The organism is Methylobacterium gossipiicola (assembly GCF_900113485.1).
GTDB classification, from domain to species: domain Bacteria; phylum Pseudomonadota; class Alphaproteobacteria; order Rhizobiales; family Beijerinckiaceae; genus Methylobacterium; species Methylobacterium gossipiicola.
Map to the genome: position 1 here is coordinate 96,864 of NZ_FOPM01000008.1, position 14,409 is coordinate 111,272.

Genomic DNA, 14,409 nt, shown 5'->3' on the forward strand with positions numbered 1-14,409 from the left:
TTCGAAATGCGCCGGTCAATGTCGGCTGAGTTGTAGCGAAGCATTTCATGCCAATTTCAGGCTGAGCGCAAGCCCTCGATTTCCCGGACCGCTGGGTAGGATTGAGGAGATTTTTGGTCTTACTTTCTCGTCCGTGCGTATAGTGTGAGATGTCGAATTTGTATTTGGTGCTATCGCGCGTTCGTGATCTGCGTCGCTCGGCGGGGTTGTGATCCCTGCTTTAGTATAGAGGGGGCGTTTCATCAGGGTTGTTTGGCTATTATTGAGAAAAATAACGGCTCGTTAAGGCCGTCCCTCTACACGACGGGAAGGGCATCGCGGGCGGTGGCTGGGGGAAATGTCGTGATGCTGGACATGGGAAACCGCGCGACGCTCGACGCCATCGATCGATCCCAGGCCCGCATCGAGTTCAGCCCGGACGGGACGGTGCTGACGGCCAATCAACTGTTCCTCGACCTGATGGAATACCCTCTTTCCGAAGTTCGAGGGCGGCATCACAGCCTCTTCGTTTCGCCCCAGCAGCGGGAGGACCCGGCCTATGCGGCGTTCTGGTCCGCCCTGCGCGCCGGTCAGTTCCAGGCGCGGGAGTTCAAGCGGACCTCGAAGAGCGGTCGCGAGATCTGGATTCAAGCCTCCTACAATCCGGTGCTGAACCGGGGCGGCAAGGTGGTGCGGGTGATCAAGCTCGCCACAGACATCACGGCGCAGAAGCTGCGCAACATCGCCTACGAGGGACAGATCGCGGCGATCAACCGGACCCAGGCCGTCATCCATTTCACGCCCGACGGCGTCGTCACCGATGCCAACGTGAACTTCCTCGCCGCCCTCGGCTATCGCCTCGACGAGATCAGGGGCAAGCACCACAGCCTGTTCGTCCGTCCCGAGGAGCGCGGCAGCCCGGACTACGCGACGTTCTGGCGGGGCCTGGCCGCCGGCGAACACCGGGCGGGAGAGTTTTGCCGCATGGCCAAGGGGGGAGCCTCGGTCTGGATCCAGGCCGTCTACAATCCGATCCTCGGCCCGGACGGCAAGCCCTACGCGGTGGTGAAATTCGCCACCGACATGACCGCCGCCGTGAACGAGCGGAATCGGCGGCGCGACGGACAGCGCAGCATCGAGCGGGATCTCGGACTCGTGACCGGGGCGATCGCCGACATGAGCCGGCAAGCGCACGCCAATGCCGAGGCGACGATACAAACCTCGGGCAACGTTCAGGCGGTGGCCGCCGGCGCCGAGGAATTCTCGGCCTCCATCGAAGAGTTGAGTCGCCATGCCGTCGAGGCCAAGGGCGCCGCCGACGAAGCCGTGGCTCGGTCGAGCGAGGCCGGTGCCATCGTGTCGGGCCTCACGGCGTCGGCCGACAAGATCGGCGAAGTCGTCGAGGTAATCCGCTCCATCGCCGACCAGACCAACCTGCTCGCCCTCAACGCCACCATCGAGGCGGCGCGGGCCGGCGAGGCGGGGCGGGGCTTCGCCGTGGTGGCGGCCGAGGTGAAGGCGCTGGCGAACCAGTCGTCGCGGGCCACGGAGGAGATCGGCACCCAGATCGCCGCCGTGCAGGCTTCGACGAATCAGGCCGTGCACGCCATCGAGGCCATCGGCCGGAGTATCCGCCACCTCAGCGAGATCTCGCTGAGCGTCTCTTCGGCGGTGACCGAGCAGGCGGCAGTGACCCGCGACATGTCGGTGAACATGCAGCACGCGGCCCAGAGCGTCGAGCTCATCCGGCGTACCATGGACGACATCGCCCGGGCCGCGAAGGACGTCGACGCCTCGATCCAGTCCGTCAACGGCGCGGCCCGCGCCCTCGGCTGAGCTTCCGGCGGCCTCTTATTCCAGATCCTGGAGGTGGCGCGCCGCGATGAGGGACGCCGCCGTGCGGTTCTCGACACCGAGCTTGGCGTAGATGCCCTCCAGGTGCTTGGTCACCGTGCGGGGGCTGAGGCCCAGGATTTCGCCGATATCGCGGCTGGCCTTGCCGCGCGACAACCACAGCAGCACCTCGGCCTCGCGGCCGGTGACGGGCAGGCGCGCCCGCAGGCGCTCGATCCCGGCTTCGCCGGAGTCTCGGGCGAGGCGCAGGAGAATCTCGTCGCCGGTGCCGCCGATGAGGCTGAGCGTGTAGGCGATCCCCGCCCCGTCCGCGAGGGTCAGGGGGGCGGAGGCGGTACCGGCGCGGCAGGCGAGGAGCCACGCCCGCGCCGTGGGCGGCAGGCCGGCGCCGTCCGGTGGGGCGAGGCCGGTGAGAAGACGGGCCGCCTGGGGGGTCGCCCATAGGATCGCGCCCTGCCCGTCCACGGCGAACAGAGTGCGACCGGCGGTGTCGAGGGCGGCTCGCGCACTCTGCGCCGCGCGAGCACCGGCGAGGTGCACCCGGATGCGCGCCAGGATCTCGTCGGGCGCGATGGGCTTCGTCACGTAATCGACGCCGCCCGCCTCCAGGCCCTTCACGATGTGCTCGGTCTCCGACAGGCCGGTCATGAAGATCACCGGCACGTGAGCGAGGGGGCCCTTCGCCTTGAGGCGCCGGCAGGTCTCGAACCCGTCCATGCCGGGCATCACCGCGTCCATCAGGATGATGTCGGGGGTGATCTCATCGACGAGCGCCAGGGCGAGATCGCCCGCCACCGCCACCAGCACGGTGGCGCCGGAGCGCTCGATGGCGTCGGTGAGGAAGCTCAGGGTCTCGGGGGAATCGTCGACCACCAGGACGATGTCGCGCTGGGGCTCAGGCATCGCCGGTCGGCTCCGACGCGCGCGCTCCTTCGAGGCCCGATGCCCGCGTTTCTTCCAGAACGCTCAGGACGCGGCGCAGGTCGTAGCCTTCCACAAGGCCGCGCAGGCGCGCGACGAAGGCCGTGGGCGGATCGGCCGTCTCCGCCATGGCGTCGAGCTTGCCCGCGAGGCCGCGCACGTGGCCGATCCGGGCGAGGCGCAGGAGGTCGGCGACATCCTCCGGTCGCGGCAGAACCTCGGAGAGCGGCGCTGCCGCGTCCCGGGCGGGTACGGTGGCCCGCTCCGTCCAGGCGAGATCGAGCAACCCGGCGACGACTTCCAGGAAATCCCGCAGGTCGAACGGCTTGGCGATGATGGCGTCGTGCGGGGCATCCTGCCCTCGCGACGGGCTGATCTCGTGGACGTTGGCCGACATCATGGCGATCCGGGTCGTGTAGCCCGCCTCACGCAAGGTTCTGGCCAGGACCCAGCCGGTCATGCCCGGCATGGCGATGTCGAGGAGAAACAGGTCCGGCGGGTCCGTGGCGGCGAGCGCGAGGCAGGCCGGTCCGTCGGCGGCCTCGATCACCCGCAGGCCGAGGGGTTCGAGAACCTCGCGCATGAGGCCGCGATGGGCGGCGTCGTCGTCGGCGACCAGGATGGTGCGCCGCGCGCCCGTATAGGTCCGGGACGCGTCCGGTGCCGCCTGCGCCGCCCGCACGGGCTTCGGCCGCGCCACGGAGGCGAGCATGAGGCGCAGGCGAAAGCAGGTGCCCTCCCCGACTTTGCTCTCGACGGTGATCTCGCCCCCCATGATCTGTGCCAGCAGGTGCGCGATGGTCAGCCCCAGGCCCGTGCCGGGGGTGGTGAGGGCCGCCGCCATGGTGCCGCGCTCGAACGGCTCGAACACCCGCTGGAGGTCGGTTTCCGGGATGCCAAGGCCGGTATCCCGGATCGTGAACACGGCGATCTGGCTGCGGTAGGCGAGGTCGAGGGAGACGTGGCCCTTCGGCGTGAACTTCACGGCGTTCGACAGGAGGTTGAGCAGGATCTGGCGCAGGCGCTTCTCGTCGGTGGCCACCACCGCCGGCAGGGTCTCGGGCCGGGTGAAGCGAAATTCGAGGCCGGCGCCTTGCGCCTGCAGGCGGATCATGTCGCCGATCTGGTCGAGGAAATCGCCGAGCCGGATCTCGTCGCGGTGGATCTGAAGGCGGCCGGCCTCCATGCGCGAGATGTCGAGGAGGCCGTCGATGAGGCCGGACAGGTGCTGGGCCGAGCGCCGTATCACCCGGATGCCGTTCCGGCGGGGCGCCGGAATGGTGGGGTCGCCCTCGAGCAATTGCGCGTAGCCCAGCACGGCGTTGAGGGGGGTGCGCAACTCATGGCTGATGCCCACCACGTAGCGGCTCTTGGCGAGGTTCGCCGCCTCGGCCGCCTCCTTGGCTGCCTGGAGCTTCGCGTCCGTGACCTTATGGGCGGCGATCTCGGCTTGATACAGCCCCGTCTGCCGGGCGGTCTCCTCCAGGGCGACGTGGCGGCTCTCCTGGGCGAGCACGAACAGCCACGCGACGATGCCGAGGATCACGATGAGGATGAGGAACACGCTCGTCAGCGCGGCGGCCAGCGTCGCCCGGTGTTCGGGATGTTCCGAGACCGCTCCGGCATGGACGATGCCCAGGATGAGGGCGACGGCGCTCACCAGGGTCAGCATCAGCGCGAGGTAGCGGCCGAGGGGCGCGCCGAGCCAGGCGGCGGTCCGGGCCGGCAGGAACCGGGCGAGGAGCCCCTGCGCCTGCGCGTCGAGGCGGCCATGAGGTTTGCACAGATCGCCGCAGCGGGCGTCGAGGGAGCAGCAGAGGGAGCAGATGGCGCCGCCATAGGCGGGGCATGGGGCCATGTCCTCGGGCTCGAACGGGTGCTCGCACACCCGGCAGGTGATGGCGGCGGCCCCGTTCCAGTCGATTTTCTGGGTTCGCGCGAGGTAGTAGCGCCCGCCTGTACCCCAGGCGATGACGGGGGCGGCGGCAAAGGCGACGACGAGGGCCAGCAGGGGGCCGAAGGGGGCGAGCGTGGCGCCGAGCCAGCCGAGATGCGCCGAGAAGCCCGTCAGGATGGACAGCACCATGGCGCCGGTGCCGACGGGGTTGATGGCGTAGAGATGGGCCCGCTTGAACTCGATGCCGGGAGGCGACAGGCCCAGCGGCTTGTTGACGGCGAGATCGGCGCTGATCGCGCCGACCCAGGCCGAGACCACGACGGCGTAGAGGCTGAGGGTGCTCGCCAGGGTCTTGTCGATGCCGAGTTCCATGAGCAGGAGCGCGATGGCGACGTTGAACACCAGCCAGACCACGCGACCCGGATGGCTATGGGTCAGGCGCGAGAAGAAGTTCGACCAGGCGATGGAGCCCGCATACGCGTTGGTGACGTTGATCTTGATCTGCGAGACGAGGACGAAGACGGTCATGAGGCCGATGGCCCAGGGGCCGGGCGCCACCACGTAGCCAAAGGCCACGGCGTACATCTGCGTCGGCTCGGCTGCGGACTCGGCCGGCACACCGTGGTGGAGGGCCAGCACCGCGAGGAACGAGCCGAGCAGGATCTTGAGGAAGCCCGGTCCGATCCAGCCGGCGCCCGCCGTGAGGACGGCGGCCCACCAGCGTCCCTCGCGGCCCGGCTCCGGCGTCGGCACGAAGCGCAAGAAATCGACCTGCTCGCCCACCTGCGCCAGGAGCGCCAGCAGGATGCCGGTGGCGAGGCCGAACCGGGCGAGATCGAACCCGTTCGTTCCCGATTCCCCGGGGAAGCCGAGCCAGGTGTCCACCGGCGCGCCGCCCTGCCCGACGATGAAGGCGAGCGGCAGCAGGTTGAGGACGATCCACAGGGGCTGGGTCCAGATCTGGAACCGGCTGATGAGGGTGATGCCGTAGATCACCAGGGGAATCACCGCGACGGCGCTCACGAGGTAGCCCAGCGCCAGGGGCAGGCCGAGGCTCATCCGCAGGGCGGTCGCCATGATCGCCGCTTCGATGGCGAAGAACAGGAACGTGAAGCTCGCATAGACCAAAGAGGTCACCGTCGAGCCGATATAGCCGAAGCCCGCCCCCCGGGTGAGGAGGTCGATATCGACCCCGTGCCGGGCGGCGTAGGCGCAGATCGGGATGGCGGTCGCGAAGATGATGAGCGCCACCACCACGAGGGCCGCCAGGGTGTTGGTGAAGCCTAAGCCTAGCACCAGGGTGCCGCCGATGGCTTCCAGCGCCAGGAACGACACGGAGCCGAGGGCCGTCTGCGCCACCCGGAGGCCCGACCAGCGCCGCGCCGCCTTGGCGGTGAAGCGTAAGGCGTAATCCTCCAGCGTCTCGTCGGCGACGAAACGGTTGTAGTCGCGCCGGATCGGCAGGATGCGCTGAGGATCGGACATGGCGTCGGGGCGGGCTGGCGTCGGAACGGAGTAGCATGAAACGGCCCCGCGCCGCCGAAAGTCCCGGACGATGGGGCTCCCCGCGCCACCGCTCCATACGCAAGACTGCGTATCGACCACCTCGCGCGGCACGGCCTAGCCTTTGCCCATCGATCCACGGCCACACGACGGGCCGCGCGACGACAGATGACAAGGATTCGGTCACGATGGCAGAGGATCAGGGCAACGGGCTCCCATCGGCGCTGCGGCGCAGGCTCCTCATGGGCCTCGCCGGCCTGCCGGCCATGGCCCTGATGCCACGCACGAGCTTCGCGGCGGCGCCAGCCACCGCCGCGGTGAACACCACCGGCCTCGCCGTGACCGACACCGAGGTCACGGTGGGCGTGCTCCACTCCCTGACCGGCACCATGGCAATCTCCGAGACGGGGGCGCAGCAGGCGGAAAAGCTTGCCATCTCGCAGATCAACGACGCGGGTGGCGTGCTCGGACGCAAGATCAAGATCGTGCAGGAGGACGGCGCCTCCGATTGGCCGACCTTCGCCGAGAAGGCGAAGAAGCTCCTCGTCAACGACCATTGCGCCGCCGTGATGGGCTGCTGGACCTCCGCATCGCGCAAGGCGGTGCTGCCGGTGTTCGAGCAGTATAACGGCTTGCTGTATTACCCGACTTTCTACGAGGGTCTCGAGCAATCGAAGAACGTCTTCTACACCGGCCAGGAGGCGACGCAGCAGATTCTGGCCTCCCTCGACTGGATCCACAAGGAGAAGGGCGCGAAGACGTTCTTCTTCATCGGCTCGGACTACATCTGGCCGCGCACCTCGAACAAGATCGCCCGCAAGCACGTGGAGAACGTCCTCAAGGGCACCGTGGTGGGTGAGGAATACTTCCCGCTGGGCCACACCCAGTTCAACTCGGTGATCAACAAGCTGAAGCTGAAGAAGCCGGACGTGATCTTCACCGACGTGGTCGGCGGTTCGAACGTGGCGTTCTACAAGCAGCTGAAAGCCGCCGGCATCGACCTGTCGAAGCAGCTCCTGCTCACCATCTCGGTGACGGAAGACGAGATTGACGGGATCGGCGGCGACAACATCGCGGGGGCGTACTCCTGCATGAAGTACTTCCAGTCGCTCAAGAACCCGAACAACGAGAAGTTCGTTGCCGCCTTCCACAAGATGTGGGGCGACAAGACCGTCATCGGCGACGTGACCCAGGCCGCTTATCTCGGGCCGTTCCTGTGGAAGATGGCGGTGGAAAAGGCCGGCTCCTTCGACGTCGACAAGGTGGTCGCCGCCTCCCCCGGCCTCGAATTCAAGGAGGCGCCGGAAGGCTATGTCAGAATCGACCCGAACCATCACCTCTGGTCGAAGACCCGCGTCGCCAAGGCCCTGCCGAACGGCCAGTTCGAGGTGGTCTACGAGAGCCCCGAGCTGATCAAGCCGGACCCGTTCCCGAAGGGGTACCAGTAGCATCCGCAAGCCGCCGCCGGAGCCCGTTCCGGCGGTGCGGGGCCCCTCTTCTTTCAGGAGAGGGCGCCTGTTGTGCCCCTCTCAAAGAGCCGGCGCTCGACCTCAACGGCCCGATGCTTGCGAAGTCCGCGCCGTCTGCCTCTGGAGCTCAAAACATGTTCGGCGACTATTCGCTCACGGACCTCAGCTCGATCTTCGTGATGCAGGGCTTTGCCGGGCTGATCCTGTTCTCGGTCTACACCCTGATGGCCCTGGGGCTCGCGATCATCTTCGGCCAGATGGGGGTCATCAACATGGCGCACGGGGAGTTCATGATCCTCGGCGCCTATGTCACCTACCTGTGCTCGGGCTTCTTCCAGACCCACCTGCCCGCCCTGTTCCCCGCCTACTTCTTCGTCGCCATGGCGCTGGCCTTCGTGGCGTCCGGGGCGCTCGGAATGCTGGTGGAATGGGCGCTGATCCGCCATCTCTACAAACGCCCCCTCGATACGCTGCTGGCCACCTGGGGGCTGTCGCTCATCCTGCAGCAGACCTACCGCACGGTCTTCGGGGCGCGTGAGGTCGGCGTCGAACTCCCCAGCTGGCTCATCGGCTCGGTGCAGGTGACGGATTCCATCGAAATTCCCATCAACGGCATGTTCGTGATGGCGATCACCACCCTCATCACCCTCGGCGTCGCCCTCCTGATGTATCGTTCGCGCTTCGGCGCCCAGGTCCGGGCCGTGGTGCAGAACCGGCCGATGGCGGGCGCGGTCGGCATCGACACCGAAAAGGTCGATCGCCTCACCTTCGGCCTCGGCTGCGGCATCGCGGGCATCGCGGGCTCGGCCTTCACCATGGTGGGCTCCACGGGGCCGACCTCGGGCCAGCTCTACATCGTCGACACCTTCCTCATCGTGGTCTTCGGCGGCGCCGCCTCGCTTCTGGGCACCATCGCGTCGGCCTTCTCGATCTCGCAGACCCAGTCGACCCTCGAATTCTTCCTGTCCGGCTCCACCGCGAAGGTGATCACCCTCCTCGCCGTCGTCGGCATCCTGATGCTGCGGCCGCAAGGTCTCTTCACCCTCAAGGTCCGGCGCTGAGGAGCCTGCCCCGATGATCCGCCCCGCCTCCCCTTCGACCGTCCACGACAACCCCTTCATGAAGCCGATGGAGTGGGTGAGCCTCGCGCTGCTGGCCGCCGTGATCTTCCTCGTGCTGCCGCTCTGCCTCGATGCCTTCCGGCTCAACCTCGCGGGCAAGTACCTCAGCTATGCTTTCGTGGCCCTCGGCCTCGTCATCTGCTGGGGCTTCGGCGGCATCCTGTCCCTCGGCCAGGGCGTGTTCTTCGGCCTCGGCGGCTACTGCATGGCCATGTACCTGAAGCTGGAGGCCTCCAGCGTCGAGAACACCAAGATCCAGTCGACGCCCGGCATCCCGGACTTCATGGACTGGAACCAGATCACCGCACTGCCGTGGTTCTGGAAGCCGTTCGCCAGCCTGCCCTTCACCCTGATCGCCGTGATCGTGGTACCGGCCCTGTTCGCCTTCGTCGTCGGCACCGCCATGTTCCGGCGCCGCGTCGGCGGCACCTACTTCGCCATCATCACCCAGGCCATCGCCGCCATCCTGACGATCCTCATCGTGGGCCAGCAGGGCTACACCGGCGGCATCAACGGCATCACGGATCTTCGCACCCTCAACGGCTGGGACATCCGCACCGACAGCGCCCACAACATCCTCTACTTCGTCAACGGTGCCCTTCTGGTGGCCTGCATCCTGTTCGCCCAATACGTGAAGCGGTCGAAGCTCGGGCGCATCCTGGTCGCCATGCGCGACAAGGAGGATCGGGTCCGCTTCTCAGGCTACTCGGTCGCCGGCTTCAAGACCTTCGCGTTCTGCCTCGCCGCCGTGTTCGCCGCCATCGGGGGGGCGATGTTCACCCTGCAGGTCGGCTTCATGTCGCCCTCCTTCGTCGGCATCGTGCCGTCCATCGAGATGGTGATCTACGCCGCCGTCGGCGGGCGCCTGTCCCTGTTCGGGGCCGTCTGGGGCACGTTGCTGGTCAACTGGGCCAAGACCACCTTCTCGGAGAGCTTTCCCGAATTGTGGCTGTTCGGCCTCGGCGGCCTGTTCATCCTCGTGGTCCTCGCCTTCCCCAACGGTCTGGCCGGCATCTACCGGACCTACGTGGAACCCCGCCTGACCCGGCGCGCGAAGGCCCCGGAATCCGCCCCCACCGCCCTGCCCCACGCGGCCGAGTAGGATCGCCCATGAACGCCGCCCTCCTCCCTTCGCACCCCATCGGGGCCGACCCGGCGGAAAAGGACTTCCTCCTCGCCGTGGAAGCCCTCACCGTCTCGTTCGACGGCTTCAAGGCGGTCAACGACGTGTCGTTCTACGTCGATCCGAACGAGATCCGGGTGATCATCGGCCCCAACGGCGCCGGTAAGACCACGGTGCTCGACCTCATCTGCGGACGCACTAAGGCGAGTTCCGGTTCCATCACCTACAAGGGCCAGGAGCTGACGAAGCTGTCCGAGAGCGCCATCGTGCAGGCCGGGGTGGGCCGCAAGTTCCAGACGCCGTCGATCTACGACGACCTCACGGTGTTCGAGAACCTCGAGATCTCTTATCCGCGCGGCCGCTCGGTGCTCGGGGCGCTCACCTTCAAGCGCGACGCGGCGGTCCGCGACCGCATTGAGGAGGTGGCCGGCATGATCTTCCTGAAGGATCACCTCGCCGAGCGGGCCGAATTCCTCAGCCACGGCCAGAAGCAGTGGCTCGAGATCGGCATGTTGCTGATCCAGGACCCGGAACTGCTCATGCTCGACGAGCCCGTGGCCGGCATGAGCGTCGGCGAGCGCATCAAGACCGCCGAACTCCTCAACCGCATCATCGTCGGCCGCTCGGTGCTGGTCATCGAGCACGACATGAAGTTCGTCGAGGACATCGCGCACCGGGTCACCGTGCTGCACCAGGGGAAGGTGCTGTCGGAAGGCTCCATGGAGCGGGTGAAGAACGACCCCAAGGTCATCGAAGTCTATCTCGGCCATTGAGGGGACTTAAGCGCCATGCTCCAGACCATTCCCAGCCCCTCCCCCGTTCCCCCCATGCCCTTCGTCCAGGCCGGTCCCCCGATGCTGGCGATCCGCGACCTCCACGCCGCCTACGGCCAGAGCGAGGTCCTGCACGGCCTCGACATCGCGGTCGCCCCCGGCGAGATCGTCGCCGTCATGGGCCGCAACGGCATGGGCAAGACCACGCTGATGAAGACCCTCATGGGCATCGTGCCGGTGAAGTCCGGCTCCATCGCGGTCGACGGCGCCGAGATCGGCGCCCTCAAGAGTCACCAGCGCGTGGCCAAGGGCCTCGCCTACGTGCCGCAGGGCCGCATGATCTTCTCCGCCATGACCGTGCAGGAGAACATCGAAACTGGGCTCACGGTGACGAACGAGCGTCGGGTGCCGGGGGACCTCTACGAGATGTTCCCGGTACTCCTCGAAATGAAGGGCCGGCGCAGCGGCAACCTCTCGGGCGGCCAGCAGCAGCAGCTCGCCATCGCGCGGGCGCTCGCGAGCCGGCCGAAAGTTCTGCTCCTCGACGAGCCGACGGAAGGCATCCAGCCGTCGATCATCCGTGAGATGGGGCGCACCCTCAAGAAAATCCGCGACGCGCGCGGCCTCTCCATCGTGGTCTCCGAACAGGTCCTCAGCTTCGCCCTCGATGTCGCCGACCGGGTTCTCGTCATCGAGAATGGTCACATCGTCCACGAGTCGCTGCGCGCCGACATCGACGAGGCGAAGGTCGCCCGCTTCCTCTCGGTCTGACGTTCCGGGGGCCGCGTCAGGCCCCCTCCAAAGCCGATCGCTCTTGCGCGGTGCCGGATCGCCGGTTCGCGCGAACGGGGACGCATGTCCTCAACCCAGGGAAGGGAGTACGCCACGATGGCAGAGACGCTGATCAAGGTCGATCTCACGCAATCGGCCTACGACAACGACAAGGTCCACAACCGCTGGCACCCCGACATCCCCATGGTCGCCATGGTGAAGCCCGGCGACGACTTCATCGTCGAGACCTACGACTGGACCGGCGGCTTCATCAAGAACAACGATTCCGCCGACGATGTGCGCGACATCGACCTCTCCATCGTGCACTTCCTCTCCGGCCCCATCGGCGTCGAGGGCGCCGAGCCCGGCGACCTTCTGGTGGTCGATCTCCTCGACATCGGCGCCATGCCGGAGAGCCAGTGGGGCTTCAACGGCTTCTTCTCCAAGAAGAACGGCGGCGGCTTCCTCGACGAGCACTTTCCCCTGGCCCAGAAGTCGATCTGGGACTTCGAGGGCATGTTCACGAAATCTCGCCACGTCCCCGGCGTGCGCTTCCCCGGCCTGATCCACCCCGGCCTCATCGGCTGCCTACCCGACCCGAAGATGCTGGAGACCTGGAACACCCGCGAAAAGGCGCTGTTCGACACCGACCCGAACCGGGTGCCGGCGCTGGCCACCCTCCCCTTCGCCCCCACCGCCCATATGGGCCGGCTCAAGGGCGAGGCCCGCGACAAGGCCGCGGCCACGGGCGCCCGCACGGTGCCGGGACGCGAGCACGGCGGCAATTGCGACATCAAGGACCTGTCGCGCGGCTCGAAGATCTACTTCCCCGTCTACGTACCGGGCGCCGGCCTCTCCATGGGCGACCTGCATTTCAGCCAGGGCGACGGCGAGATCACCTTCTGCGGCGCCATCGAGATGGCCGGTTGGGTCCACCTCAAGGTCAACATCATCAAGGACGGCATGCGCAAGTACGGGATCAAGAACCCGATCTTCAAGCCGTCGCCGATCACGCCGAAATTCGACGACCACCTCATCTTCGAGGGCGTCTCCGTCGACGAGCACGGCAAGCAGCATTACCTCGACGTCACGGTGGCGTACCGCCAGGCCTGCCTCAACGCCATCGAGTACCTGAAGAAGTTCGGCTATTCGGGCGCCCAGGCCTACTCGATCCTCGGCACGGCGCCGGTCCAGGGCCACATCTCGGGCGTGGTCGACATTCCCAACGCCTGCGCGACCCTGTGGATTCCCACGAAGATCTTCGACTTCGACATCAACCCCGGCGCCGACGGGCCGACGAAGTTTTTGGACGGCTCGATCCAGATGCCGCTCTCGCCGGATCTTTGATCATGCCGGTCTACGATTACGCTTGCGAGGCCTGCGGGCCGTTCACGGTCCTGCGCCCCATGGCGCAGTTTCAGGATCCCCACGACTGCCCCGATTGCGGCGCGGAATGCGGGCGCGCCTTCCTCACGGCACCCAACCTCGCTTCCATGGATGCCGGGCGCCGCAAGGCGTACGCGACCAACGAGCGGAGCCAGCACGCGCCGCGCAGATCGTCCGGGCACGGGGCGGGATGCGGCTGCTGCTCCGGGGCGAAGGCCAAGACCACGCAGCCGGCCGCCAAGAGCTTCCCCAACGCGCGGCCGTGGATGATCAGCCACTGACCTCCCTCTCCCCGCTTGCGGGGAGAGGGCCACGGCCCCCTCGCCGGGGCCGTGGCAAGCGGAGGCGAAGCCGCAGCGAGGGTAAGGACGCGCGATCGGATGAGGCTCCGGCGGCGACGCTCCTCACCTTCAGCGGCCGCCTCGCCGCGCTCCCCGACAGGGGGGAAACGCGGCCCTCTCCCCGTAAGCGGGGCGAGGGGATGTACGCATCCGCCGAAATTCATGAGGGAAAAATCGCGCCATGATGCACGGAGACATCTCGTCCAGCGCCGACAGCGTCGGCGTTGCAGTGGTGAACTACAAGATGCCCCGCCTCCACACGAAGATGGAGGTGCTGGAGAACGCTCAGGCCATCGCCGACATGGTGGTCGGCATGAAATCCGGCCTGCCCGGCCTCGACCTCGTGATCTTCCCCGAATACTCGACCCACGGCATCATGTACGACGCCGCCGAGATGTACGAGACGGCGACCACCGTACCGGGCGCCGAGACCGAGATCTTCGCCGCCGCCTGCCGCAAGGCCAAGGTCTGGGGCGTGTTCTCGCTCACCGGCGAGCGGCACGAGGAACACCCGCACAAGGCGCCCTACAACACCCTCATCCTCATGAACGATGCGGGCGAGATCGTACAGAAATACCGCAAGATCATGCCCTGGACGCCCATTGAGGGGTGGTATCCGGGTGACCGCACCTACGTCTCGGACGGGCCGAAGGGCCTCAAGATCAGTCTCATCATCTGCGACGACGGCAACTACCCCGAGATCTGGCGCGACTGCGCCATGCGGGGGGCCGAACTCATCGTCCGCTGCCAGGGTTACATGTATCCGGCCAAGGAACAGCAGATCCTCATGTCGAAGGCGATGGCCTTCGCCAACAACACCTACGTGGCCGTGGCGAACGCAGCGGGGTTCGACGGGGTCTATTCCTATTTCGGCCACTCGGCCATCGTCGGCTTCGACGGGCGCACGCTCGGCGAGTGCGGCGAGGAGGAGATGGGCATCCAATACGCGGCCCTGTCGAAGTTCCTGATTCGGGATGCGCGGGCCCACGGTCAGTCCGAGAACCACCTCTTCAAGCTGCTGCACCGCGGCTACACCGGCATGATCAACTCCAAGGAGAACCGTCACGGGCTGTCCGAATGCCCGTACGACTTCTACCGCCGCTGGATCGAGGACCCCGATGCCACCCGCGATGCCGTGCGGGCCATTACCCGTCAGGGAGTCGGCACCGAGGAATGTCCCATCGACGGTATCCCATTCGTCGGCAAGGGCGAAGGTCCGCCGGACTCAGCCTGACGGTATCGATTTCCCTCGATAAGTATCGGCCCGTTGG

At 67.0% G+C, this 14,409-nt stretch carries 11 protein-coding genes; 9 read left to right on the forward strand and 2 right to left on the reverse strand.

Annotated elements, in window-relative coordinates; all coding sequences use genetic code 11:
* Positions 1–345 precede the first annotated feature (345 nt).
* Entirely contained in the window at positions 346–1,815 is a 1,470-nt protein-coding gene (locus tag BM249_RS09155; RefSeq protein WP_091971088.1) for a methyl-accepting chemotaxis protein, read from the forward strand.
* A gap of 15 nt (positions 1,816–1,830) precedes the next feature.
* Here BM249_RS09155 and BM249_RS09160 read toward each other — a convergent pair whose 3' ends face one another.
* Both BM249_RS09160 and BM249_RS09165 read right to left on the reverse strand, forming a co-directional pair.
* Positions 1,831–2,736: a response regulator transcription factor gene (locus tag BM249_RS09160; protein WP_091971090.1), complete on the reverse strand. Its 906-nt coding sequence runs from the start codon at positions 2,734–2,736 to the stop codon at positions 1,831–1,833.
* The gene (locus BM249_RS09165) at positions 2,729–6,136 is read right to left on the reverse strand and encodes a hybrid sensor histidine kinase/response regulator (protein WP_091971092.1); all 3,408 of its coding nucleotides are present in this window, start codon (positions 6,134–6,136) and stop codon (positions 2,729–2,731) included. The genes BM249_RS09160 and BM249_RS09165 overlap by 8 nt, the downstream gene beginning before the upstream one ends.
* 206 nt (positions 6,137–6,342) lie before the next feature.
* On the opposite strand from BM249_RS09165, the gene urtA reads away from it, so the two are divergent.
* The 8 genes from urtA (at position 6,343) to BM249_RS09205 (ending at position 14,372) form a co-directional block, all read left to right on the forward strand.
* Entirely contained in the window at positions 6,343–7,602 is a 1,260-nt protein-coding gene (gene urtA, locus BM249_RS09170; RefSeq protein WP_091971094.1) for an urea ABC transporter substrate-binding protein, read from the forward strand.
* A 155-nt stretch (positions 7,603–7,757) separates the two neighbouring features.
* Positions 7,758–8,684, forward strand: coding sequence for an urea ABC transporter permease subunit UrtB (gene urtB / locus BM249_RS09175; RefSeq protein WP_091971096.1), 927 nt, complete (start codon positions 7,758–7,760; stop codon positions 8,682–8,684).
* Between the two features lie 13 nt (positions 8,685–8,697).
* On the forward strand, positions 8,698–9,846 hold the full coding sequence (urtC, locus tag BM249_RS09180) for an urea ABC transporter permease subunit UrtC (protein WP_091971098.1): 1,149 nt from the start codon (positions 8,698–8,700) through the stop codon (positions 9,844–9,846).
* Positions 9,847–9,854: 8 nt separating this feature from the next.
* Entirely contained in the window at positions 9,855–10,640 is a 786-nt protein-coding gene (gene urtD / locus BM249_RS09185; RefSeq protein ID WP_091971100.1) for an urea ABC transporter ATP-binding protein UrtD, read from the forward strand.
* A gap of 81 nt (positions 10,641–10,721) precedes the next feature.
* Positions 10,722–11,411, forward strand: coding sequence for an urea ABC transporter ATP-binding subunit UrtE (gene urtE, locus BM249_RS09190; RefSeq protein ID WP_091971266.1), 690 nt, complete (start codon positions 10,722–10,724; stop codon positions 11,409–11,411).
* Positions 11,412–11,528: 117 nt separating this feature from the next.
* Positions 11,529–12,758: a formamidase gene (fmdA, locus tag BM249_RS09195; protein WP_091971101.1), complete on the forward strand. Its 1,230-nt coding sequence runs from the start codon at positions 11,529–11,531 to the stop codon at positions 12,756–12,758.
* 2 nt (positions 12,759–12,760) lie between these two features.
* Entirely contained in the window at positions 12,761–13,078 is a 318-nt protein-coding gene (locus BM249_RS09200; protein WP_091971103.1) for an FmdB family zinc ribbon protein, read from the forward strand.
* A 241-nt stretch (positions 13,079–13,319) separates the two neighbouring features.
* A complete protein-coding gene (locus BM249_RS09205) occupies positions 13,320–14,372 on the forward strand; it encodes an aliphatic amidase (RefSeq protein WP_091971105.1) in 1,053 nt (350 codons plus the stop codon).
* Positions 14,373–14,409: the final 37 nt, after the last annotated feature.

Bases quoted from the DNA above. Each gene is read 5' to 3' on its own strand.
- urtE (WP_091971266.1), top strand. From the start codon at position 10,722: ATGCTGGCGATCCGCGACCTCCACGCCGCCTACGGCCAGAGCGAGGTC.
- fmdA (WP_091971101.1), top strand. From the start codon at position 11,529: ATGGCAGAGACGCTGATCAAGGTCGATCTCACGCAATCGGCCTACGAC.
- urtA (WP_091971094.1), top strand. From the start codon at position 6,343: ATGGCAGAGGATCAGGGCAACGGGCTCCCATCGGCGCTGCGGCGCAGG.
- urtD (WP_091971100.1), top strand. From the start codon at position 9,855: ATGAACGCCGCCCTCCTCCCTTCGCACCCCATCGGGGCCGACCCGGCG.
- urtC (WP_091971098.1), top strand. From the start codon at position 8,698: ATGATCCGCCCCGCCTCCCCTTCGACCGTCCACGACAACCCCTTCATG.
- BM249_RS09205 (WP_091971105.1), top strand. From the start codon at position 13,320: ATGATGCACGGAGACATCTCGTCCAGCGCCGACAGCGTCGGCGTTGCA.
- BM249_RS09165 (WP_091971092.1), bottom strand. From the start codon at position 6,136: ATGTCCGATCCTCAGCGCATCCTGCCGATCCGGCGCGACTACAACCGT.
- BM249_RS09155 (WP_091971088.1), top strand. From the start codon at position 346: ATGCTGGACATGGGAAACCGCGCGACGCTCGACGCCATCGATCGATCC.
- BM249_RS09200 (WP_091971103.1), top strand. From the start codon at position 12,761: ATGCCGGTCTACGATTACGCTTGCGAGGCCTGCGGGCCGTTCACGGTC.
- urtB (WP_091971096.1), top strand. From the start codon at position 7,758: ATGTTCGGCGACTATTCGCTCACGGACCTCAGCTCGATCTTCGTGATG.
- BM249_RS09160 (WP_091971090.1), bottom strand. From the start codon at position 2,736: ATGCCTGAGCCCCAGCGCGACATCGTCCTGGTGGTCGACGATTCCCCC.